The sequence below is a fragment of the Hyphomicrobium sp. genome (assembly GCF_036833075.1).
Lineage (GTDB): Bacteria > Pseudomonadota > Alphaproteobacteria > Rhizobiales > Hyphomicrobiaceae > Hyphomicrobium_C.
In genome coordinates this window covers 12,033-29,635 of record NZ_DAITQL010000036.1, presented here as the reverse complement: position 1 = coordinate 29,635, position 17,603 = coordinate 12,033, and the positions used below count along the sequence as shown (strand labels likewise).

The 17,603-nt window shown below is 62.4% G+C and carries 17 protein-coding genes; 11 read left to right on the top strand and 6 right to left on the bottom strand.

Features of this window, described 5'->3' with window-relative positions:
* Nucleotides 1-123: 123 nt before the first annotated feature.
* The 3 genes from V7082_RS12005 (at nt 124) to V7082_RS11995 (ending at nt 2,688) form a co-directional block, all read left to right on the top strand.
* Complete coding sequence (locus V7082_RS12005; RefSeq protein ID WP_334148814.1) at nt 124-1,308, top strand: type III PLP-dependent enzyme; 1,185 nt, start codon at nt 124-126, stop codon at nt 1,306-1,308.
* Nucleotides 1,309-1,410: 102 nt separating this feature from the next.
* Nucleotides 1,411-1,701, top strand: a complete 291-nt coding sequence (locus V7082_RS12000; protein ID WP_334148812.1) for a hypothetical protein — start codon at nt 1,411-1,413, stop codon at nt 1,699-1,701.
* 108 nt (nt 1,702-1,809) lie between these two features.
* On the top strand, nt 1,810-2,688 hold the full coding sequence (locus tag V7082_RS11995) for an adenylate/guanylate cyclase domain-containing protein (RefSeq protein WP_334148810.1): 879 nt from the start codon (nt 1,810-1,812) through the stop codon (nt 2,686-2,688).
* A 67-nt stretch (nt 2,689-2,755) separates the two neighbouring features.
* Here the strand turns inward: V7082_RS11995 and V7082_RS11990 are convergent, their stop codons facing one another.
* From V7082_RS11990 to V7082_RS11975, 4 genes are all read right to left on the bottom strand, one after another.
* Nucleotides 2,756-3,547 (bottom strand): DUF2189 domain-containing protein, encoded by a 792-nt coding sequence (locus tag V7082_RS11990; protein ID WP_334148808.1) that lies wholly within the window; start codon nt 3,545-3,547, stop codon nt 2,756-2,758.
* Between the two features lie 272 nt (nt 3,548-3,819).
* Entirely contained in the window at nt 3,820-6,078 is a 2,259-nt protein-coding gene (locus V7082_RS11985) for a TonB-dependent receptor (RefSeq protein ID WP_334148806.1), read from the bottom strand.
* A gap of 61 nt (nt 6,079-6,139) precedes the next feature.
* Nucleotides 6,140-6,514, bottom strand: coding sequence for a DUF2946 family protein (locus tag V7082_RS11980; protein WP_334148804.1), 375 nt, complete (start codon nt 6,512-6,514; stop codon nt 6,140-6,142).
* Between the two features lie 272 nt (nt 6,515-6,786).
* Nucleotides 6,787-7,626: a hypothetical protein gene (locus tag V7082_RS11975; RefSeq protein ID WP_334148802.1), complete on the bottom strand. Its 840-nt coding sequence runs from the start codon at nt 7,624-7,626 to the stop codon at nt 6,787-6,789.
* A gap of 826 nt (nt 7,627-8,452) precedes the next feature.
* On the opposite strand from V7082_RS11975, the gene V7082_RS11970 reads away from it, so the two are divergent.
* The 3 genes from V7082_RS11970 to V7082_RS11960 all read left to right on the top strand — a co-directional run bounded on the left by V7082_RS11970 (nt 8,453) and on the right by V7082_RS11960 (nt 10,294).
* A complete protein-coding gene (locus V7082_RS11970; protein WP_334148800.1) occupies nt 8,453-8,644 on the top strand; it encodes a DUF1236 domain-containing protein in 192 nt (63 codons plus the stop codon).
* Nucleotides 8,645-8,721: 77 nt separating this feature from the next.
* Nucleotides 8,722-9,582 (top strand): SDR family oxidoreductase, encoded by an 861-nt coding sequence (locus V7082_RS11965; RefSeq protein WP_334148798.1) that lies wholly within the window; start codon nt 8,722-8,724, stop codon nt 9,580-9,582.
* A gap of 187 nt (nt 9,583-9,769) precedes the next feature.
* On the top strand, nt 9,770-10,294 hold the full coding sequence (locus V7082_RS11960; RefSeq protein ID WP_334148796.1) for a YciE/YciF ferroxidase family protein: 525 nt from the start codon (nt 9,770-9,772) through the stop codon (nt 10,292-10,294).
* Nucleotides 10,295-10,401: 107 nt separating this feature from the next.
* Here the strand turns inward: V7082_RS11960 and V7082_RS11955 are convergent, their stop codons facing one another.
* The gene (locus V7082_RS11955) at nt 10,402-10,860 is read right to left on the bottom strand and encodes a DUF1772 domain-containing protein (RefSeq protein WP_334148794.1); all 459 of its coding nucleotides are present in this window, start codon (nt 10,858-10,860) and stop codon (nt 10,402-10,404) included.
* Between the two features lie 141 nt (nt 10,861-11,001).
* On the opposite strand from V7082_RS11955, the gene V7082_RS11950 reads away from it, so the two are divergent.
* The 3 genes from V7082_RS11950 (at nt 11,002) to V7082_RS11940 (ending at nt 14,008) form a co-directional block, all read left to right on the top strand.
* Nucleotides 11,002-11,268: a hypothetical protein gene (locus V7082_RS11950; protein WP_334148792.1), complete on the top strand. Its 267-nt coding sequence runs from the start codon at nt 11,002-11,004 to the stop codon at nt 11,266-11,268.
* 249 nt (nt 11,269-11,517) lie between these two features.
* Nucleotides 11,518-13,005, top strand: a complete 1,488-nt coding sequence (locus tag V7082_RS11945; RefSeq protein ID WP_334148790.1) for an ATPase domain-containing protein — start codon at nt 11,518-11,520, stop codon at nt 13,003-13,005.
* Nucleotides 13,006-13,072: 67 nt separating this feature from the next.
* Complete coding sequence (locus tag V7082_RS11940) at nt 13,073-14,008, top strand: sensor histidine kinase (RefSeq protein ID WP_334148788.1); 936 nt, start codon at nt 13,073-13,075, stop codon at nt 14,006-14,008.
* 132 nt (nt 14,009-14,140) lie between these two features.
* Here V7082_RS11940 and V7082_RS11935 read toward each other — a convergent pair whose 3' ends face one another.
* Entirely contained in the window at nt 14,141-14,275 is a 135-nt protein-coding gene (locus V7082_RS11935) for a hypothetical protein (protein WP_334148786.1), read from the bottom strand.
* 152 nt (nt 14,276-14,427) lie between these two features.
* Between V7082_RS11935 and V7082_RS11930 the strand changes: the two genes are divergently transcribed.
* Complete coding sequence (locus V7082_RS11930; RefSeq protein ID WP_334148784.1) at nt 14,428-15,057, top strand: helix-turn-helix domain-containing protein; 630 nt, start codon at nt 14,428-14,430, stop codon at nt 15,055-15,057.
* 20 nt (nt 15,058-15,077) lie between these two features.
* Entirely contained in the window at nt 15,078-17,531 is a 2,454-nt protein-coding gene (locus V7082_RS11925; protein WP_334148782.1) for a GcvT family protein, read from the top strand.
* Nucleotides 17,532-17,603 lie beyond the last annotated feature (72 nt).

The window sequence follows — 17,603 nt, the reverse complement described above, 5'->3', positions numbered from 1 at the left end:
TTCTCACCTGCGCGAAGGTCTTTACATCCCATCGCGCAGGCCCTAAATCCAGCCCACGCACGGCGACGGTTCTCGCTTCGCACGGCGCTTCTGGTCCAACCCGAGTTGGTGGAGGTCCGTTAAATGGAGCGATACGCCTCAGCGGCTGAGCTCGTCGCCGTTCGCAGGCCGGAGCGCCCCGTGGTGTGCTCCCGTCCGCATGCTGCGGCGCGCGCAGCCCGCTGGTTCATCGACAATTTCAAAGGCGACGTGGCCTATGCCTACAAGGCCAACAGCTCGGTCTTCCTGATCGGCGCGCTCTACGGCGCCGGCATCCGCCACTTCGACGTGGCCTCGCTTCCCGAGATAGAGGACGCCGCCACCATTCCGGGCGCCGAGCTGCATTTCATGCATCCCGTGAAGTCGCGCGAGAGCATCCGTCGCGCCTATCACGAGCATGGCGTGCGCAGCTTCTCGCTCGATACCGAGGATGAGCTGAGGAAGATCGTCGAGGAGACGTCCGGCCCGTCGGGACCGGCGCGCGACCTCGTGCTGTTCGTGCGCGTCGCCGTGCCCGCCATCAACAGCCGCATCCCTCTCGAGCGCAAGTTCGGCGCCAGCGGGCAGAAGGCCGCGCGCGTTCTCGTCGAGACGCGCCGCGTCGCGGCCGATCTCGGCATCACCTTCCACGTCGGCTCGCAGACCATGACGCCGGACGCCTACGTCAACGCGCTGGCCGAGGTGCAGTCGCTGATCGGCAAAGCCGGCGTGGTCGTCGACCGCGTCGATGTCGGCGGCGGCTTCCCGTCGATCTACCCGGGCATGCAGCCGGCGCCCCTGAAGCACTTTCTGGGCGCGATCGAGGAGGGCGTGGACAAGCTCCCCGTGCGCGAGGACGTGCGGCTCATGTGCGAGCCGGGACGCGCCCTCGTCGCCGAGGCCGAGAGCCTGATCGTGCGCGTCGAGGCCCGCCGCGGCAACGATCTCTTCATCAACGACGGCGGCTACGGCGTGCTGTTCGATGCCGCACACCTGGGCTGGACGTATCCGGCCCGCCTGATCGGCCGCGAGCCGGCGGGTGACGCGCTGGTTCCCTACGAGCTGTGGGGGCCGACCTGCGATTCGATCGATCACATGAAGGGGCCGTTCCCGCTGCCCGGCTGCATCCGCGAGGGCGACTACCTCGAGATCGGCAACGTCGGCGCCTACGGCCGTGCCATCGCCGGCGACTTCAACGGCTACGGCAAGTACGAGGAGGCCATCCTTGACGACGAGCCGATGATGACGCTCTACGGCGAGACCGCCGCTCCCGAGGCCCTGCTCGGCTGATCGCTGCTGCAACCCGTAAAGCTGCGCAAAAGAGAGGACCGGCCGCAACGCCAGGCTGGGAATCGGTTACCTCCGGTCTGTGGATTAGGGGGAAAAATCGCCATGGGCCTGGACATGGACGCGGCTTTCGCCGTCATCCAGCGCGCGCTCGAGGACTTCAGCGCCGGGGTGGACAGGGCCTCCGCCGAGCAGGCGCGCGCCCAGGAGACGATTGGCTCGGTCGAGTATGAGATGGACGAGCTCCGCAAGCTGATCGCCGAGACGGCCTTGCCCGCCGATGAAAAACAGTTCGAGGTGCCGCGGCCCGACGCCGGGGCGCTCGGCAGCCCGGAAGCGCTCGGCAGGATCGCCGGCGACGGCCTCGCCCGGCGCCTCGTCGCGCGGGAGGCCTGACGCGCGCCCGGAGAGGCGGATATATCGCTTGCAACACCTACCGCCGGTGTCGAGACTGTTGCAGCTTCCGCCGCTCGCGAGCGGCCGAATCCCGAGGCAGGACGTGCAGTGACGACGGACGATACGGACAGTCGGGAGGCATGGCTCGAGACTGCGGACGGCCACGTGTGGCCGCTCGAAGCGGGGTCCTCCATCGGGCGCGCATCGAGCAACGACATCGTGCTCGGCGACGAGCGGGTGTCCCGCAAGCACGCGCTCGTGCATCGCCAGGACGGCAACGAGTACTGGCTCGCGGACCTCGGCAGCGGCAACGGGTCGTTCCTGAACGGCCTGCGCGTCGCGTTGCCGACGCGCCTCAAGGACGGCGACAGCGTGACGATCGGCGCAACGCGCCTCACGTTCCGCCAGCCGAATGCGTTGGCGCATCGGGGGCCGGCCGCGACCTCGCCGCTGACCGTGATCGAGGTCCGGAGCGCGACGTGCTGGATGCTGGTGGCCGATCTCGTGGGCTCGACCGGGCTCGCCATGCAGCATGCGCCGGAGCACTGGGCCTCCATCGTCGGTCGGTGGACGGGCGACTGCCGGCGGATCGTCGAGACGCACGACGGCGTGATCAACAAGTACCTGGGCGACGGCTTTCTGGCGATCTGGCCGCGCGAGGCGCAGCCGACCGGGGCGGTGGCGAACGCGATCGAGAAGCTCGTCGGCGTCCAGGCGGACGCCGGGCTTCCGTTCCGGCTCGCGCTGCACTACGGCGACGTTCTGATGGGCGGCGGCCAGAGCCTCGGCGAGGACAGCCTTTCCGGCATCGAGCTCGTTCTCCTGTTCCGCATGGAAAAGATTGCGAGCACGCTGAACCGCTCGTTTCTGTGCAGCGAGGCGGCGGCGACGAAGCTCGAGCCGCACTTCGATTTCGAGTTTGCCGGCGAGCACCCGGTGACGGGGCTCGTCGCACCGCGCCGCTTCTTCGGCCTGCGCGCGCGATGAGCTGACCTGAACGTCGGCGCTCCAGCCGCCGTTCTCAGCATGTTGCGATCCCCGGATTTTGTTGCGCTCACACGGCGGGGGCTTCGGGGGCGATGACGCGTTTATAGAGGTGCCAGGTCGCGTGTCCGATCACGGGCATGGCGATCACGAGCCCCAGGAAGCCCGTCAGCACCGACAGCACGAGGGCCGCAGCGATGATGAGACCGAAGACCAACATCGGCCCGGGGTTGAGCATCACGGCGCGGACACTCGTGATCATGGCGGTGACGAAATCCACGTCGCGGTCCAGGACCAGCGGGAACGACACGACGGACAGCGAGAACAGCACCGTCGAGAACACGGCGCCGATGACGTTGCCGATCAGCAGAAAGATGAGGCCGGGCGTCGTGGTCAGGACGGTCGTGAGGAACGCCTCGAGCGTCGCCGCCATGCCGCTATAGCCTAGGAACAGCGCCATCAGCAGGCGCACCTGATACATCCACATGACGAACACGAAGATGGTCATGAAGCCCATCCAGCGGACTTCTTTTCGGCCCATGACGGTGCGCCAGACGTCGCGGAAGGCGAGCGTGTCATTGTTGCTGAGCCGGCGGCTTACCTCGTAGAGAAACACGGCGAGCGTGGGGGCGATCAGGGCGAAGCCGGCCGCGATCGGGTAGGCGAGATAAGGTAGCCCCGCAACGAACAGCGTGACGACGACGGCGAGGCCGGTCAGCGCGCATAGGCCACCGAGCGCGAGGCCATAGCCCGGCGCGGCCTGAAAATCGCGTGTGCCGGCAGCCAGTGCGTCGACGACGTCCGCCCGCGTGATTCCGCGGACGATGGGGTCCGGCTTGCCTGATAGGGATTTCTGCTGCATGGCGGGCCTCTGCCGCGGGCGCGCTGGTAGCTGCCCGTTCTCTGCGTGCGTTGGTAGCAATGGCAAGGGTATAGCAAATTTGATCTGGATCAAATTTGACAGTGTGCGCGCAAAATTTGTCTGACGACACGCCGAAGGCGCGCGCGTGGAGGCCACTTCGGCAGGCGGCGTGCTTGAGCACGCGATGAGCCAACGGGATTGCAGTCCCCAATTGGCTCAAGGCAAAAAAACACGAGGGACTCCGGGATCTCGGAGTCCCCCCGTGTCGACCGTCAGAATTTCAACGTCAAACCAGCATTGAACGAGCGTCCCTCGCCGGGAACGTTGTCGCGCGGTGACGCCCAGTAGTAGTGGCCGGCGAGGGGATCTTCGAAGTACGTGTCCAACACGTTCTTGATGCCGAGGTCGACGCGCACGGTCTCCCATTCGTAGCTCGTGGCGAGATTGAGCAAAGCGTACCCGGCGGTCTCCATCTCGTTGCGCACCGTGTCGACATTGTGCTTGCCGGCGACGGCGTAGACCTCGACGGAGCTGGTCCAGCCGCCAAGAGTGTGCGTGAGTGCGAGCCTGCCGTTCCACGGCATCATGTGATAGAGGCTGACGCCCGTGTCGGCGTTCTCGCCGTGCACGTATCCGGCAACACCGGTGAGCGCGAAGCGACCGAACTGGCTCGAGTCTGCGAGAAGCAGGCTCCCTGAGAGGTTCACGCCATAGAGCTCGGCATCGTGATTTGCAAACTGCAGATAGACGACGTCCGGCGACATCATCCCGCCGTCTCCAACCTTCCGAACGCCGATGTAGTCCTCGACATAGGTGTAGTAGGGGGTGACCTTGAGCTCCCAGTCCTTGCGCACGCCGCTGCTCCAGCCGGCCGTAAGGCTGACGGTATGCGCGACCTCAGGATCGAGGTCCGGATCGCCCACGTATCCGTTGAGGTCGCCGAACCAGCCCACCATCCTCATCGCCATGCTTCCCCGGCCCCACGCATAGCGCTCGTAAAGATTGGGAGACCGGGTCTTCCGCCCGTAGCCGGCCTCGTAGCTCTGCGACGTCGAGGGCTGAAATCTGGCGAGCGCGGTCAAGTCGAAATTTGTGTCCGTCCGAGACCGGTCGATGGCATTGAAGGCCGCGGCGGCTGCGGCATCCGTCATGCACATCATGCCCATGGTGCAGTAGGGCTGGACATCGCCCGTATCCATCCAGACCATGTCGTTGCGCACGCCGAGCAGTGAGGACCACGCGCTTGTCCATTGACGCTCCCACTCGACGAAAGTGCCGAGGCGGTCGCGGGTGCCGCCGTTGATATTCCAGAAGGTATCCGGGCCCATCATCATGCTGCCCGCCACGGGAGGCCACCAGTCGTCGAGCCCCTGGTGATGGAACTCGTTGCCGACACGCAGCACGTCGCGCTCGGAAAGAGGTATCTCCGCCTTGACCGAGTACCCGACGTCTTCGCCGTCGGTGAGCATCGGCATGTCACCCGGCTGCTTGTCAGCGAGCTTACCCATCTCGTGCTGGGTGTTCTGGTAGAAGGCCCGCGCATCGAGCTTGCCCCAGCCGAAGTGGGCGACGTAGCGCGCGTTCAGGAACCAAGCCTCGTTCTCGACCATGTCCATGTACTGGTTCACGTAGGCCTGATACGGGATGTACTGAATGCCGCCCTGCACGATGAGCAGATCCTCGCCGTTGCGCACGGCGAATTGGACCAGGTGGTTCTGAGCCTCGTATTCGGAGGACAGGACCTCGTTGCCGCGCCCGTCCTCGTAATTGTCGGAGCGGGTCCATGCCCCCGCATAGTTCACGCTGACAGTGTTGCTCGCGGCATGTGCCGTCGCCGAGGTGCCGACACCGTTGCCATTGCTCCGGTAGAAGGCCGAGATGCTGCCTGTGGTATGCACGTCCTCGCCCGCTCCGGTAAAATGCGGCGGCAGAGACTCGACGATGACCGTGCCGCCGAGGCTGTCCCCTCCCTTCGAGACGGGCGTCGCCCCCGCGAGCACCTCGACGTAGGCGATCTGTGAGGGATCCGCGAAGGAGAGCGGCGGGTTCATGTGGTTCGCGCAGGCCGACGTGACCACCATGCCATTGAGAAGCACCTTCACGCGATCGTCGTTGAGGCCATTGATCACCGGCAGTCCGGATACGCCGCCGGCCTTGAAAATGCTGACGCCCGGCGCGCCTCGCAGAAGCTCGGCCGTGTCACTCGTATTGGGTATCTTCGACTGGATATCCTGCCGCCCGATCTGCGTTGTCGTGAGCGGCACGGCAAGACCCTTCGCGCCGACTCCGACGATAGGCGGCAGGCTTTGAGCGTCGCCGTCGGCCTCCACCACATCTGGCTCGGCCATGGCTGGCGCACTGCTTTGCGCAACAGGCCTCTTTTTCTTGAGCGAGGGCGTGGCGGGCTGCTCGACAGCGACTTCCGGCAGGGTTTCTTGGGCGTTCGCAGACGGAAGTACGGGGAGCGAGAGGAAGGCGGCCGACGAAAGCAGAACAGCCTTCGCGGGGGCACCGCAAAGCGAGCGAAACATGATGCGTGATCCTTGTGTGGTCTCAGGGCGCGCCCAAAGGGGGGCGCGGCGAAAACGAACGTCAGACCACGATCGGAGGGCCTCTCGCGAAAGTCGTGCGAGGGCGCGGCGTCAAGCTGAACTGGGTCTCGGCCAGCTTGTAGATCACGGACGCATAGGTGACCACAAGGGACAGTGCAGCCGATTGCCCGGCCACGGCGGGCAATGCCGACGCAGCAAACGGGCACGGGTCGTGAGATATGCGGGCGTGCTCGGAGGTGTCGCCGTCCTCGTCGAGAGCGACCGTCATCGCGCCATGATCGGTACAGATCACGATCTCGACGACACCGGGCGCAGCGGACGACGGCGCCAGCATGAATCCAAACGGAATGGCCGCACGGCAAAGGAAAGCAGCGAGGATTAGAATTCCAACGTAGCGGCGCACGGGCTCGACCATCCTGTCACTCACATCAATGGCTAGGAGCGAGTGCCGCTGACGACAAACTACAAGATGCCGCACGCGATCATATTGATCGCGGTCTGTTGCGGTTCAGCTACATATTTTCAGCCATATTGAAGCGCGATCTGATGGCGGTCAGCGAACGCGCGCAGGAGCCTGTTCCAAATCAGTTCAGAATGCCGAGGAGGTGCATGGCGATGATCGCGATGATGGGAACCCCGAGAAGCCAGAGGGTGATGTCGCGAAGCATGAGTTCTCTCCTTTCGGTGTTACGCGCGCCGGCGCATGACCAGGAATGTGAAACGGGCGGGAATGTTCTGATCGCGGTGATGACCGCCGCGCTGCGCCGCGTACCATGCGGCGGCTAAACCCACGAGCAGAGCGGTTGCGGTCGCAAGCCCCGCTGCCACCACCGTCTTGCGCGCCGTATCGACGGCCTTGAGAGCACTGGAATAGGCCTCCTCGACGCGCTTCTGCGCTTCGTCGGGCGTGAGCCCGGTACGGCCGGCGACGACCTGTGCGAGATAATCGCGATCCGCGGTGCTCAGCGATCCATCGGCGGTTGCCGACACCAGTAGTCTCGACAGCTCCGCACGGTTTTCGTCGTTTGCCGCGCCTGCTGATGGCGCGTTTGTGGCGCCTCCGGCAGCGGGCCTCAAAAGGGTATCGACAGAAGAGGCCACGAGCGAGCCGCGGTCGGCAATGGCAGCCTTTCCCATCTCGCCGCCAATCTGAGCGGCGGTCGCGGCCGCGAGGTAGGCCAGGACGCCTCCGATGACGACGGCGGTTGCCCACACCAACATCCCGTGGACGCCGTCCCTGAATTGCACCTCGTCCGCATCAGCGTTCCACGCTGCGCGCAGGCGCCCGGCGATATAGCCGCCGACCAGCAGCGACAGGATCGGCACGAAGATGGCCCAGAAGGCTGCGAGCGTTGCCGCCCATTTCCCGTAGGATTGCGATGGATAGGGAGAGATGAGCGAAAGGCCGATGGCGCTGCCCGCGGTGACCAGAACGAAAGCGATCGCGGACGCGATCACCGCGCCGGCCAGAACGGGTGCCCACTCCACGAAGTTGGTGCGTACATCGGGCGCGGTCATTTCGGCCATCTCTGTTCTCCTCAACGCAAGCCGAGCGCGCCTAGGACGAACATCACCACGACGATGAGGCCGATGAGATAGATGATTTCATGCATGAGGGCGGCACTCGGTGAACCCGGATTGTGACCGGGTAAACACATGGCTGTCCTCTGGGTTCCGCCCTGAAACGGATTATTGCATGCCGAGCCCAATAACGGGGCTCAATCGCTGCACTGCCAATAATTGAAAGCAACGCGGAACGCAAAAGCGCGGGAACGGTTCAGTTCGAGTGTCGGGGATATAATAAGGAGCCATAAGAATGAATAAAACATCCCTGCTGGTTTGCTCGAGCTTTGCGGCCCTTTTTCTTGCGACTGGAGCCTATGCTCAAAGCGAACGTCAATCTCCAAATGCGGGTGACGCCGCGCCGTCGGCCAAGGACATGGGGCCCTCGGGCGCGGGCATGCCGGACTCGCGCGCAGGCTCCGGAGCATCCGGTGCGGAGCGTGGATCTCGGGTGGAAGGATCCGACCGGACTGGGAGACCCGAAGCCAACGATCGCCGCGGCTCCGGCAAGAAGGCGGGTGACGCAGCCAGATCGGACAACGAAGGGGCTTCGACTGGCGCATCCGAGGGAACGGCCGGCCACGATAACGCAACCCGCTCCGACAAATCGCCAAAGCGCTCGAAGGAAGTGGAAGGGGACAAGTCACAGAAAAACAATGACGCTTCGTCCGGCGCGTCCGAGGGCACGGCTGGAAACGAGTCCAAGCCGGCCGGTAGCATAACGGAATTGTCGGGAGAAAAGCGGACGAAGGTTCAGTCAGCATTCCGCTCGCACAAGTCCGGGGCGGTCGTGAAGGATATTGACATCAATATCGGCGTCGGTGTCGCGGTGCCGCGCTCTGTCACTCTTTATGCTGTTCCGGAAGACGTGGTCGTGATCGTGCCGGAGTACCGCAGGTACAAGTATTTCGTCTACGACGACAGGGTCGTGATCGTTGATCCCGACACGTTCGCCATCGTGGACATTCTCATTCTGGCTTAGCGGCGAGAGGATGACGACGGGAGCTCCCGCCAGAGCACGGGTGGAAGCTCTCCGATCGGCCGATCTAGGAAAAAACCATGCGACCGCAATATCCCACGCCGCCATTCAAAACCGAAAAGCAGGAGCCCCCCGGCCTGACCGCTTTGATGACCCCGCGGCCGGATCATGGCGAGACCACCTACGTGGGCTCGCAGCGGCTGCGGGGCCGAAAGGCTCTCATCACGGGGGGAGATAGTGGGATCGGACGCGCTGTCGCGAATGCATTCGCCAGGGAGGGAGCGGACATTCTGCTCTCTTATCTCGACGAGCATGAGGATGCGGCGCAGACCCAGAAGTTGATCGAGAATGCGGGCCGTAAGGCGGTTCTCGTTGCTGGAGACATCCAACACTCGGCGCACTGCCGCAAGATTGTCGATGAGGCTGTATCTGGGCTCGGTGGCGTTGACATACTGGTCAACAACGCTGCTCACCAAGCCTCATACAAAGACTTGGCTGACATCAGAGATGACGAGTGGGAGCTGACGTTTCGAGTCAATATTCACGCCATGTTCTATCTTACGAAAGCTGCGGTCCCGTACATGAAGCCCGGTGCGTCGATCATCAATACGGCGTCGATCAATTCAGATGCGCCGAACCCGACATTGCTCGCCTACGCGGCAACCAAGGGCGCAATCTCGAATTTCACCGCCGGACTGGCGCAGATGCTCGCGAAAAAGGGCATTCGCGTGAACTCGGTCGCGCCTGGTCCGGTGTGGACGCCGCTCATTCCATCGACCTTGCCGCTGGAGGCCGTGGAGGAGTTTGGAAAGCAGACACCTTTCCAACGCCCCGCCCAGCCTGCAGAGCTCGCAACGGCATTCGTCATGCTGGCAGATCCTCTCTCAAGTTATGTGAGCGGTGCCACGATCGCCGTCACCGGAGGCAGGCCTTTTTTATGACTATCCGGGTAGGTCAGATGCGCCGCAACGAGCGCTTAATGCACGGAATTCAAATGTTGAAGACATGGTCGGTGGTGGCTTGAGGATGCGACTTCAAACGTGAGCAGGAAGCGTCCGTCGCAACTTTGGGAACCCCGGCGGGCTTGACGCGGTTTGCAGCACATCATTTCCACGCCAGGAGATAACGATGGAAAGCCTCGAGCAACTTTTCGAAGAGACCGTTCGCGATATCTACTACGCTGAAAAGAAGATCCTGAGAGCGCTCCCAAAAATGGCCAAAAAGGCGAGCTCACCCAACCTTGCCAAGGCCTTCGAAATGCACATCGCCGAAACCGAAGCGCAGGTCGAACGCCTCGAGGAGGTTTTCGACCTCATCGGCAAGGCGCCGCGCGGCAAAACGTGTCCCGCCATCGATGGCATCATCGAGGAAGGCGAGGAAATCATGAAGGACGTGAAGGACGACACGGTGCGCGACGCGGGAATGCTGGCGGCTGCACAGGCCGTCGAGCACTACGAGATCACCCGCTACGGTACGCTCAAATCCTGGGCTGGGAAGCTCGGCATGAGCGATGCGGTCAAACTGTTCGATGCGACGCTCAAGGAAGAGAAGGCGACGGATGTGAAGCTCACCGAGCTTGCGGAAAGCGAGATTAACATCGAAGCCGAAGAAGCGACGGCTGCGCCTGCGAAGCGTGCAGGGGGCAAAAGCTGAGCAAAGCCGGGCGTTACGCCAGATCGTTCGACGAAAAGCCCCCTGGTCCGGGGCTTTTCCGTTTCACCAGCCGGGGACGATGGCGGTGAGCAGAAACGCATCTCAAGTCACGGTTGGTTCGGTCGCCACGACAGCACCGAGAGTGCGGTCAAGCAGAGCGCAATGAATGCAATCCCGGCATTGGCGGCATGGGAGTATTCCCATTGTCGCCTGAGCGTGTCCCAATTGTCCGGCACGCTTGTCCAGTTCCCGGTCGCCTGGTTCGCCGGAAGCGTCCAAAGCAGGAAGATTGCAAGCATCAGGATGAAGCAGGATGCGGCGCCAATGGCCAGCCAAAAGGGCCCGTGCTGCGCGCGGGCCAGATATGCAAGCACACCATTCAGGACGATGGCGGCGGGCCAGAGCAAGCCGAGGATGGCCCATCCGCGGTAGATGCCCTGCACGGTGAAGTATTCGGCTTGCGGAAGGCCAATCTTGTTGGACAGGGCGGCAAGGTGTGCCGCCGACGGTACAAGCGCAAGCGCCGTTATGACGAGCGCCGCGAACTGTGTCGCCCGGATGGTCATGCCGATTTCTAAACCGGCGCTCTGTCCTGAGGTTCCACGCCCTGAATGTACGCCCGATCATCCCCAAGGTGGCCGGCTTTTCCCAACAACGGATCAGCACGGTCCGCAAGGAACTTCGCTTGCCCCCGCCGGTTACGTTTCATGGTCGAGATGAAACCAGCCTCGCTTGTCCGCTTGTTGGCCCATTCCCTTTTTAACGGCTGTGCTGCGGGCATCATCGCCGGCATTGTGGTTGCCTACTGGAAGCCGTTCGTCGGAGCCCTCGTGTCCGCGCCGACGGGTGGGTTGGGCTGGTTTGCATTCCTTTTCGTATGCGCCCAGGCGGGCGCCGCGGTGGCCCTGGCCATCGCCATGCTGCCAGAGCCGAGCAAGGAAACGCGCCATGGCCAAACCAGAGGCCATTATTAGAAAATCGTGTTTCACACGCCCTGTCCCACAAACTCGTCGAATTTGAGCCTGGCATGCGTAGGGCCCTTCAATTGCTGGCGCGTGATCGCATTCAAGATTTCCAAGAGCTAGGGCGGACCGCCGAATCTCGGCTTCCAGATCTTTGGGGCAATCGCGAAAGACTGAACAATTTACTATGGTTTGGCGGGACTAGCACCTTGCTCACGACTATGCTGACCGCCGACGGCGGTGCGACATGGAGAGGTGTGGATGAGCGAGCCGGAGAGTGCACCAACGGGTATCGAGGGTCTGGATGACGTCCTTTCCGGCGGATTTGCTCGGGGGCGCCTGTTCCTTCTCGAGGGAAATCCCGGCACCGGAAAGACGACCATTGCGCTCCAGTTCCTGTTGCAGGGATCCAAGGCAAAGGAGCGGGGCCTCTATATCACCCTATCGGAAACCAAGGAGGAGTTGCTGAACACGGCTGCGTCCCACGGATGGACGCTCAACGATGAATTGGAGATTTTCGAGCTGCAGCCCCCGGACAGCGTGCTCAATCCCGACGAGCAGCAAAGCATCCTGTATTCTTCCGACCTGGAGCTCGGCGAAACGACCCAGCACATCCTGAAAGCAGTTGATCGCGTTAACCCGAAACTTTTGGTGCTCGACAGCCTTTCGGAGATTTGTCTCCTGGCACACAGTTCATTGCGATACCGCCGTCAGCTTCTGGCGCTGAAGCACGTTTTTGCGAAGCGCGGTATTACGGTTCTGCTACTCGATGATCTCACGACCGATGCGCTCGACAGGATGGCGCACTCCATTGCGCACGGCGTGCTGCGCTTGGAGGAGCTCTCGCTCGATTACGGTGCCGAACGGCGGCGGATGAAGGTCATGAAGTATCGGGGCAGGCCGTACCGTGGCGGCTATCATGACTTCACGATCCAGACCGGCGGCGTGCAGGTCTTTCCACGTCTCGTCGCCTCGGAGCACAGAGGCGATTTCGTAGCCTCCGAGCTTGGAAGCGGAATCAAAGAGCTGGACCTTCTTCTTGGCGGGGGCGTCGACAAGGGGTCGAGCACATTGGTGCTCGGTCCGGCCGGAACCGGAAAGTCGCTTCTGGTGTTGCAGTATGCGATCGGCGCGATGCGGCGAGGCGACAAGGTTGGCATGTTCTTGTTCGACGAGGAGATCAATCTTTTCTTCCATCGTGCGAAGGCCTTGGGCATCGAACTGCGGCGCTTTCAAGAGGACGGGCTGCTGTTCATCGAACAAATAGACGCTGCCGAGCTGTCTCCTGGCGAATTTTCGCACCGCGTGCGGCTGTGCGTTGAAGATGAGGGTGTCGAGCTTGTCGCGATCGACAGCCTCAACGGCTTTCGTACGGCAATGCCGGAAGAGCGCTCCCTCCTGCTGCATATGCACGAACTTCTTCGATATCTTAATCGACGGGGCGTGAGCGCATTCCTCACGGTTGCCCAACATGGAGTGGTGGGCGATATGGATACGCCCGTGGACGTGACCTATCTGGCTGACACAGTCATTTTGATGCGCTTCTTCGAGGCACAGGGTCGCGTGCGCCGGGCGATCTCAGTGGTCAAAAAACGAACTGGCGCGCACGAGGATACCATTCGTGAGTTCCAGATAGGCCCCCACGGGCTATCCATTGGGCCTGTGCTGCAGAGCTTCCAGGGTGTGCTGCAGGGAGTTCCAATCTTTGTTGGCTCAGACGGCACTGCCAGCGGTCTTTTGAAAGATTAAGTCTATGCCATTTGGAGGTCCTGACTCTGAACGAGGGCTTATTCTGCTTAGAAAGCGTGATGCGGAGGTGGCCTCGCAACTGCTGACCGAGGCCGGGTTTGTCGTCATAGTCTGTGCTGACGAGGGTGAGTTCGTCGTGGAGCTCAAGAGCGGCGCGGGCTTTGCGGTGTTGAGCGAAGAAGTTTCGGCGCAAGCCGCCGTACGCGAGCATGTCAGCGAATGGATTAAGGCACAGCCCAGCTGGTCGGATTTGCCGGTCATCATGCTCACTGCGCGTGTCGATGCGCCGAGCCGGAACCGCGCCGCGGCGGCCCTCCAGGAACGGTTTGGCAACATCAATTTTCTTGAGCGGCCGTTCCATCCGACCACGCTCGTCAGTTTGGCGAGGACAGCGCTGCGGTCCCGCCACCGCCAGTATGAAGCCCGGGCTCTGCTGGAGCGTTACGAGCTTCTGGCCCGCGAGCTGCAGCATCGCACAAAGAACTTGCTGTCGGTCATTCTTTCCATCGCCTCCGCCAGTCTGCGCCCCGGGGGTGGTGGCAGCGAAGCATTGTTTGCCCGGCTCCATTCGCTTGCCAAGGCTCAGGACCTCATATTCGAGGAGGGCGGAGGCGGCGCCCTCCTGGATCACATTGTCCACCGCGTCGTCGATAGCTTCGGCGCGCGAATTTCGATCGAGGGACCCCCGATCTTTCTCAGCGCGAGGGCCGCTCAAGGCTTCGCTCTTATCATTCACGAGCTGGCTACGAACGCAGTCAAATACGGATCTTTGACCGTGCCGACCGGCAAAGTCTCGATTTGCTGGCATCTCAATGCCGCTGAGGCGGAACCGACGGTTACGCTGGTCTGGCAGGAACGGGGTGGTCCTCCCGTCGCTGCTCCGGAACGCAGAGGATTTGGAACAATTCTGCTGGAGAAAGCCGTAGCAAGCTCGGGCGGACCTCCGCGCTTCGATTATGCACCGGGAGGCTTCACCTATCGGATTACAGCGTCTTGCCGGTGATTGGTCGCGTCGGGATATCAGCGGAACCGCTGGTGATGGCCGCGTAAGCGGTTGAAGCGACATATTCAGTGGGTGCCCTCAATGGGAGATGGTGGGCACGCAACGCTGATAGCAACGGCAATCTCATCTCCCTCACCGGACGACCTCTTCCTCTATCGCGAAGCGCGCAGCATTGGCGTCGAGCGGATCATCGGCGCGCCAAACGGAGCGACCGACACGTCCCTTCTGGACGAGCTGGGTATCGACGCTGGATTTCAGATCGAGCACGGAGGCGCCATCTTTGATTCCGGGCCGCGTACCATGCGCCATGACCCACTACCTCTGCCACAATGAATTTTTGAGACAGAATTTTCATGAAAAATATGATTGTTTTTTTCACGAGAGTGTCTATCCTGAGATGACGCTCAGGAGCACGGCCTATGTCTCTTCCTCGTATGTTGCGGCCCACGAATCTCGAAGAACTGCCCGTGGAGGCCGGAAAGCTCGACGAAGATGCTGTGTTCGTGGGCGGCGAGGTGCGGTCACTCCGCAACGCGCGCGACATCACGCTGCAAGACCTCGCAGCCACGACGGGCCTTTCGATTGGCTATCTGAGCCAGATCGAGCGAGGCCTTTCCAGCCCGACGGTCGATGCCCTTCACGCCATCAGTCGGGCTCTCGGCGTCACGATCGGCTGGTTCTTCAAGCCAGGGGACGAAAAGTCGGCGACCGAACGAGATATAGTCGTCCGCGCGGCGCAGAGGCGGCGACTGAAGTTCAGCACCGGCATTACCGACGAGCTCCTCTCTCCGAATCTCGATCGGCAGCTGGAATTGCTCCGCTGTACGTTCGCGCCGGGCGCGACAAGCGGCAACGTAGCCTACGCCCATCGCGGCGAGGAGACCGGCATCGTCATCTCGGGCCGGCTCGAGGTGTGGGTGGGAGACAAACATTTCGTGCTCGAGGAAGGCGACAGTTTCGCCTTCGAAAGCAGCCTCCCACACCGCTATCGCAACCCCGGCAGGACGAAGACGGTGGTGATCTGGGCGATCACGCCACCGAGCTACTAGATGACTCCGTCGGAGACGCCGTGGCCCAAGATCTCCCAAGCAAGGTCGAGGTTCTGATCATCGGCGGCGGTATAGCCGGATGTTCGGTCGCCTATCACCTGACGAAGGTTGGCATCAGCGATGTTCTGCTCTGCGAGCGCAGGCAACTGACGTGCGGGACCACGTGGCACGCGGCGGGGCTCGTCACGCAGCTGCGCGCCACCCGCAACATGACCGAACTCGCGAAGTACACAGGCGAGCTCTTCCGCAGTCTGGAGGCGGAAACCGGGCAATCGACGGGTTTCAAGCAGAACGGTGCACTTCGGCTTGCCAAGACCGAGGACCGTTTCGAAGAGCTGAAACGCGGCGCCTCCATGGGCCGCAATTTTGGCCTCCCGATCGATGTTGTCACGCTCGGTGAGATTAAAGATCGCTGGCCCCCGCTCGACACGCACGGGATCATCGGTGGTCTCTGGTCGCCCAACGACGGGCAGGTCAATGCCGCGGACGTGACGATGGCACTTGCCAAGGGGGCGCGGAGCGGCGGCGTGCGCATTGTCGAAAACACACCCGTTCTTCGCATTATCGTGGAGCATGGACGCGCCGTCGGCGCTTTGACCGACAAGGGGGAAGTGCGTGCCGGGAAGGTCGTCATCTGTGGCGGAATGTGGTCCCGCGAACTCGCCGCCGAAGTGGGCGTTTCCCTTCCGCTACATGCCGCCGAACACTTCTACGCCGTGACAGAGCCTGTCGCTGGTTTGCCCGGAGATCTGCCGGTTCTCTTCGTCTCGGACGAGCAGACCTACTATAAGGAGGATGCGGGTAAGCTCCTCATTGGCTGCTTCGAGAAAGAGGCCAAGCCTTGGGGTGCGGCTGGGATCCCAAAGGATTTTTGCTTCGACACGCTGCCTGAGGACCTCGATCACTTCGAGCCCATACTCGAACAGGCCGTACGCAGGGTGCCGGCATTGGCGAGCACCGGCATTCAGCTCTTTTTCAACGGTCCCGAGAGCTTCACGCCGGATGACCGGTACCTGCTCGGCGAGACGGCGGAGGTCGATAACCTCTTCTGTGCCTGCGGCTTCAACTCCATCGGCATTCTCTCGTCAGGCGGGGTCGGCAAGATGCTCTCGCTCTGGATTCGGGACGGTCACCCACCGGCCGATCTCTCGGACGTGGACGTCCGTCGAATGGTTCCATTCCAGTCAAACCGCCGCTTTCTCTTCGAGCGGACCAAAGAGACGCTCGGCCTCCTGTTCGATATGCACTGGCCAAATCGCCAGTACGCCACGGCGCGCGGCGTCCGGCGCAGTCCATTCCACGATAAGCTCCGGGCCTCCGGCGCCTGCATGACTGAGGCTGCCGGCTACGAACGTCCGGGATTTTTTGCGTGCGCCGGCGTTCGCCCGGAACTTATCTACTCGTACGGCCGGCAGAACTGGTTCGACGTTTGCGGGGAAGAATGCCGGAACACGCGCGACAACGTCACGCTGTTCGACCAGAGCTGCTTTCCCAAGTTCCTCGTTGAGGGTCGGGATGCTTGCGCGGCGCTCAACCGCGTCTGCGCGAACAATATCGACGCCCCGGCTGGGCGGCTCGTATACACGCAATGGCTTAACGAGCGCGGGGGTATCGAGGCGGACGTAACGGTAACGCGGATAAGCGAGACATCATTTCTGATCGTGACGATCGCCGCTTCGCAAACGCGCGACTTTGCGTGGCTCAAGCGGCACCTCCCGAAGGACGCCAACGTCTTCGCAAGCGATGTCACATCAGGCTGGGCGACGCTTGCCGTCATGGGGCCCGGGTCACGGGAGCTCCTGTCGCGGATCTCGCCGGATGATTTCTCCACCGCTGCCTTTCCGTTCGGATCGAGTCGCGAGGTCGAGGTCGGCTACGCGCGTGTCCGGGCGAGCCGCGTGACTTTTGTAGGCGAGCTCGGCTGGGAGCTCGCGATTCCTGCGGAGTTCGGCTCGCACGTATTCGATACGATCCTGGCAGCCGGCGCCGACCTCGGACTTCGCCATGGCGGGTTCTTCGCCATCAATTCGATGCGCATGGAAAAGGGCTATCGGCACTGGGGGCACGACATCGGAGACGAAGACACACCGCTTGAGGCAGGGTTAGGCTTTGCCGTTGCCTTCGACAAGACGGGTGGTTTCATAGGTCGTGATGCGCTGCTGCGTCAACGCGATCTCGGACCTCCGACCCGCCGGCTTGTTCAGATTTCCGTCCGGGACGCTGGAAGCAAGCTTTTGCATCACGACGAGCCGATCTGGTGTGGGAATACGATCGTAGGCTCCGTAACCTCTGGCGCATACGGACACCGCATCGGGGCCCCGCTCGGCCTCGGCTACGTGTCGGATGACAGCGGTGTTACGGCAGAGCTCCTCGCCACACAGACTTTCGAGGTGGAGATCGCGTGCGAGCGGTACCCCGCACAGGTTCAGCTCGGGCCCTGGTACGACCCCAAATCCCAACGCATCCGAGCCTGAGCGCAATAAGGCCGGAGGGAGGTTTTGGCTCCAAATCTTCGGCGCTACCGTAAGTCACCTGCACGGGAGAAC

Bases quoted from the DNA above. Each gene is read 5' to 3' on its own strand.
- V7082_RS12005 (WP_334148814.1), top strand. From the start codon at position 124: ATGGAGCGATACGCCTCAGCGGCTGAGCTCGTCGCCGTTCGCAGGCCG.
- V7082_RS12000 (WP_334148812.1), top strand. From the start codon at position 1,411: ATGGGCCTGGACATGGACGCGGCTTTCGCCGTCATCCAGCGCGCGCTC.
- V7082_RS11990 (WP_334148808.1), bottom strand. From the start codon at position 3,547: ATGCAGCAGAAATCCCTATCAGGCAAGCCGGACCCCATCGTCCGCGGA.
- V7082_RS11985 (WP_334148806.1), bottom strand. From the start codon at position 6,078: ATGTTTCGCTCGCTTTGCGGTGCCCCCGCGAAGGCTGTTCTGCTTTCG.
- V7082_RS11980 (WP_334148804.1), bottom strand. From the start codon at position 6,514: ATGGTCGAGCCCGTGCGCCGCTACGTTGGAATTCTAATCCTCGCTGCT.
- V7082_RS11975 (WP_334148802.1), bottom strand. From the start codon at position 7,626: ATGGCCGAAATGACCGCGCCCGATGTACGCACCAACTTCGTGGAGTGG.
- V7082_RS11965 (WP_334148798.1), top strand. From the start codon at position 8,722: ATGCGACCGCAATATCCCACGCCGCCATTCAAAACCGAAAAGCAGGAG.
- V7082_RS11960 (WP_334148796.1), top strand. From the start codon at position 9,770: ATGGAAAGCCTCGAGCAACTTTTCGAAGAGACCGTTCGCGATATCTAC.
- V7082_RS11955 (WP_334148794.1), bottom strand. From the start codon at position 10,860: ATGACCATCCGGGCGACACAGTTCGCGGCGCTCGTCATAACGGCGCTT.
- V7082_RS11950 (WP_334148792.1), top strand. From the start codon at position 11,002: ATGGTCGAGATGAAACCAGCCTCGCTTGTCCGCTTGTTGGCCCATTCC.
- V7082_RS11945 (WP_334148790.1), top strand. From the start codon at position 11,518: ATGAGCGAGCCGGAGAGTGCACCAACGGGTATCGAGGGTCTGGATGAC.
- V7082_RS11930 (WP_334148784.1), top strand. From the start codon at position 14,428: ATGTCTCTTCCTCGTATGTTGCGGCCCACGAATCTCGAAGAACTGCCC.